Here is a 4,398-nt window from a genome sequence, read left to right as displayed (position 1 = left end):
GGTTTGCTCTGCATAATGCTTAATAACGGCTGCGAGATTTTTAACATCATCTCTGTGTGAAAGTCTGTCTTTTTCGGTAAGCTCAAGCTCAAAAAAATCTACATCTAATAAAAAGTAGCTATCATAAACTTTAAATACTTCGTCTTTATGTTCTTTTTCTCCAAAGAGCACAACCTCCTTCATTGTGTTGGTTACCAAAGTGAGTGCGTTTTCAATGTTTTTCTCATCCACCTTGAGTAAGTATTCGAATACTTTTGTATAGCTTAGTTCCTTAAAGTAGAAAGGATTGTCGGACAAAAATCCGCGCGAAGTTTGTTCGGCTTCCTTTTTTGTGCGAATAGAAAGTACTGCTTCAGCAAGAATAAGAACGCTATCAAAGTCATTAGCATCAGTTAAAGTTTTAAGCATTTTTTCATACTCAAAACCCCAGTCGTTGAAAGCACCCATGAGTTGCACCCACTCATCATCACGAATTTTCTTTACCATCCGCTTGAGTTCTGGTGCTGGCAAACCACTACAAATGCGTAAGAATCTGTCCACCACTTCTGGATTAAAGTTCTTCGTAGAAATCGGTACGGCAAGCATAATATCAACTACCTTTGCCGGCTCTTTTTCGGCCACCTTTACGAGATAGTTAACTTCTGGCGTTCGGTATCCATAACGCGTCTGGTCTTCTGCTTTTTGTTTAATAACATCTAAAAAGCCATTTTCCCAAAGCCAACCAAGCCAGCGCTCATCGGCTTGAGTAAAGAAGTAGAGATAAACATCGTGATTCTCGGAAATCAACGCGCGCACCTTACCGGGTTCAGCCTGTGCAGGATTTTCTTGCACTATCAGCTCTATTTTTTTGTGTAATTCAATTTGATTCATATTTACTTATTTTTGTATTTAAAATAGTTTCCGAGATGGAAAATAAAAGCAGTACATATTTTGTCGAAAACCTGTTCGCTTATTTCCGTTGGTGCTGGGGTTATCAAATTTTGAGCCTTGCTGGTTGCGGTGTCCTTAAAATGGGCGAAGTCGTTCAAAAATTCCTTAAAATCTCTAAGCTTCTCACATAGCTGTTTGGTTTCATCAGATTCGTCGCGCTTAGGAATACATTTTAGGAAGCGAAGACAGTTTGCCTCGAAGTGATTATCAACCAACTCTCTCAGTGAACCAGCGCAATGTTCTTTCCAAAAATTATCCTGAGATTTAACCTCTTCGCTGATAAACATTTTCTGAGCGTTAGAAATTATTTCTCTAGGCTCGACGGTCTTTCCATAACTCCCCATTACCCAAACCACTCTGATACAAGCATCAACAATTTCAACTACTGATTTTGGTAAGTTAACAAAAGAGTACTCTAAACCATCGGTTGGAATACTCGCTTGTTCTCTTAAAATTGGGTCTTTTATTTCATCCATGATTTTCCACAATTTTAATCTCCTCCGGGGTGAGGGCGTAGAGTTTATAGACAAGCTGATCAATTTGTTTTTCGTAGTCGCGGACTTTTGCTTGTTTTCCGGAATTTTTTAAATAGTCAGCGTCTTTGGCAATGGCAAGGATTTTATTTACAAGATTTATGATGGCGTCTTGTTGTGCTTGATCAGTTTTTGAAATAGGAAGAGCAATGATGGGTTCTTTATCAATCTGAAAATTATTGCCCTGCATTTTCCCTCTGTGTTTCAACCAGAAAGTGATTAACTCAGAATTTAGTAATCCTACCAAGTATTTTTGGTTCAACCTTTCAGTTTTTATCACATAGAAAGTCGCGGATACATAACTATCGAAATCAACATAAGTAAAAGTTGGCCTCGCGCATTTTCGAACGGCTATAATTTTTTCTCCTATAAAGAAACGCTCATCTCGAGCCCTATGCAAACCGTAAGGTTTATTATCGGAAGTGATAACTTTTTTGAATTGATCAAGATGTTTTTTAATGTTGGGATAATTTTCTATCTTCTTTTTGTCCTTAAAACTTGAATCGGTATAAATGACCCATTCTTGATTTATCGGGTTGCTGTACCACCTATGTAATTCTTTAGAGGTATATGAGGGTTTTATTAATCCTAACTCTGCTTTTGAAAATGGTATTGAACTCTTCTCTTTATTGCTTAACACAAAAATCCCATCGCCAATTTTATATTGGCTTCCGAGAATTTTATTACGCTCTCGATTAACCCTGTCGTGATGATGATGGATTCCGTTAGCAACCTCTTTATCATTTAGTTGAAAATTGGATTTGCTTTTTATTTTTTCAAGTATTGGTTCTGCTCGCGAATTACTGAAGGTTAGGGTTTTATCTTTGAATATATTTCTATTTATTTTTGGCGTTAGATATTCTGCTTTACTATTTTCATTTTTATTTAAAACATTGATTACGTCATTGAGGGTCAGATCATTGCCGGAAATCCTTCTGAAATCAAAAGAGTAATTATCTGCCGTAGTATTTCTTCTAAACATCATTACCATCGTCTGAATTCCTGCTTCAAAAATCTTAAAATCGCCAAAATCTATAAGGCTTAAAATCTGGGTATCAGAAATAATTTTGCTTCGCATCTTGGAAGCTCCATAACTTGTAACCCAATTGTTCTGTGCGATAAAAGTAATTATGCCCGTATCATTTTTTGCCAAATCGACACCCTTGCATGCAAAAAAATACCAAAGGTCCATCTTGCCCTGATAATAGGATGAATCCCTAAGGCCATCGAAAGCTGACTTCTGAACATATTCTTTTACATACGGCGGATTGGCTATCACCACATCAAAACCGCCTTTTTCTTCAAAGACATCAATAAATTCCAGTTTCCAGATAAAGAATGGTTTTTCTTTTTTGGGATTATGCAAACTCTCTAGCGCTTTTTGAATATTTGAGCTTGAGCCGAGCCATTTGCTGAAGCCGGCAAGATACTGCTTGCGGCTTTTTTCATTAAGCATATTTGCCCTTGATTCGGCCTCTTTCCTTTGCGAGGCAATGTCCTTATACCGTTTTTGCAAAGCCGTGCCGATCAGCCAATCTTTTATGTCGTTGATTTCCTTCCGTTTTTTCAGCTTTTCTTTATCGTCATGAATGCTGAAATATTCTTTAACCTTCTTTCTTAACGCTTCAACCTTTTTATCTTTTTCTGGATCGGTCAGCAAAGATGCCTGCGTTTCTTTTTCGCCGTTATAGAACTTTATTCCCTCAAACTCTTCCAAAAGCGAATTGCCACACATTAGGCGATAATCAAGGTTCGGAAGCGGCTCAATGTCCTCAAGGTCATAATCCACGACAAGCGCGAGCCAGAGCCGCAGTTTGGCTATTTCAATAGCGCCCGGATCAATGTCCACGCCGTAAATGCAATTTTGGATGGTTTCGCGCTTCAGCTCGTATTCCTTCTTCTGCGGGATTAAGTGCGAGTCCGGAGTCGTCTGCAAGAATATCCGGAGCTTCACGATCATATTGAGCATTCCCACAAGAAACGCGCCGGAGCCGCAAGCCGGATCGCACACTTTTATATTTGCCAGCAAATCGTCCAATTCTTTCCACTGGCCGGGCGTAAAACTTTCACCTTTTTGCTTTTTGAAATTTTCAAAGCTTTCGGAGTAGAAAATATAGTTCCGGATATTTTCTTCCGTGATATTGGAGTGATTAGAAACAAGGTAGTTAACCAAAGATTCTCGGCACATGTAATACACGATTTCGCGCGGTGTGTAATACGTGCCCTTGCCTTTGCGCAGGTTTTCGGGAAGCAAGTTCTCAAATACCTTACCGAGCATTTCCGGATCAACGGCAATTTCCTTGTCGTCCGGACTTTCTTCTTCAACGGTAAAGTTATAACGCTCAAAAACATCAAAAATGGACTGGAAAATCTTGTTATCCAGATACATCAAACTGTTTTTCCAATCATATTCGGCTTCAAATAATCCGCCGTTTAAGAACGGGATGCGGCTCCCAAAATCCTTTGAAAAACTGGGGTCGGCAGAATCTCTGTGCGCGTTGTTCAGGGCGTTATAAAAAAGCTTTTCCAAGTAATCGTTATAAAAGTTTGCTTTTTTGGCGATCGCATCCTTATAGATATTGCCCATAAAGCTTTTATCTCCTTCGCCCCATTTCTTTCCGGCCGGCACGCCAATCCATCCTTTCTTTTGTATGAAGTAGAGAAAAACAATTTGCCCGAGCAGTTTTTTGGCGAAGTTTTCCGTATTGATATAGTTTTTTGAGGCCTCATTGAGAAAGGCGTGATTTTTGGAAAGGTCTTCCATTAAGCTGTCAAAAAGCTTTCTGTATTCCAGATAAAATTCCTTAGTAACCTTTTCAACCGAAAAAGCGTCTTTTACTTTTTCCAGCGTTGAAAAATCGCCATCCCCGATCCTTTGCAAGAAGGTTTTATTGGTTAACTCACGGCTCACGAAATAAGTGAATCGGCGGAAATT

The 4,398-nt window shown here is 39.0% G+C and carries 3 protein-coding genes; all 3 read right to left on the bottom strand.

Annotated elements, in window-relative coordinates; genetic code table 11:
- Nucleotides 1-870: hypothetical protein (locus HYW79_03585; GenBank protein ID MBI2635592.1), on the bottom strand; the 870-nt coding region annotated here is incomplete at its 3' end.
- A 2-nt stretch (nucleotides 871-872) separates the two neighbouring features.
- Complete coding sequence (locus HYW79_03580; protein MBI2635591.1) at nucleotides 873-1,406, bottom strand: hypothetical protein; 534 nt, start codon at nucleotides 1,404-1,406, stop codon at nucleotides 873-875.
- A complete protein-coding gene (locus HYW79_03575; protein MBI2635590.1) occupies nucleotides 1,399-4,344 on the bottom strand; it encodes an N-6 DNA methylase in 2,946 nt (981 codons plus the stop codon). The genes HYW79_03580 and HYW79_03575 overlap by 8 nt, the downstream gene beginning before the upstream one ends.
- Nucleotides 4,345-4,398 lie beyond the last annotated feature (54 nt).

This window comes from Parcubacteria group bacterium, assembly GCA_016186325.1.
GTDB lineage: Bacteria > Patescibacteriota > Minisyncoccia > UBA10092 > UBA10092 > JACPHB01.
Note: the sequence above shows the minus strand (reverse complement) of the source record. Positions and strands in the feature narration are given on the sequence as shown.

What these genes read in the sequence shown, in the direction of transcription:
- HYW79_03580 (MBI2635591.1), bottom strand. Translation starts at nt 1,406, where the DNA reads ATGGATGAAATAAAAGACCCAATTTTAAGAGAACAAGCGAGTATTCCA.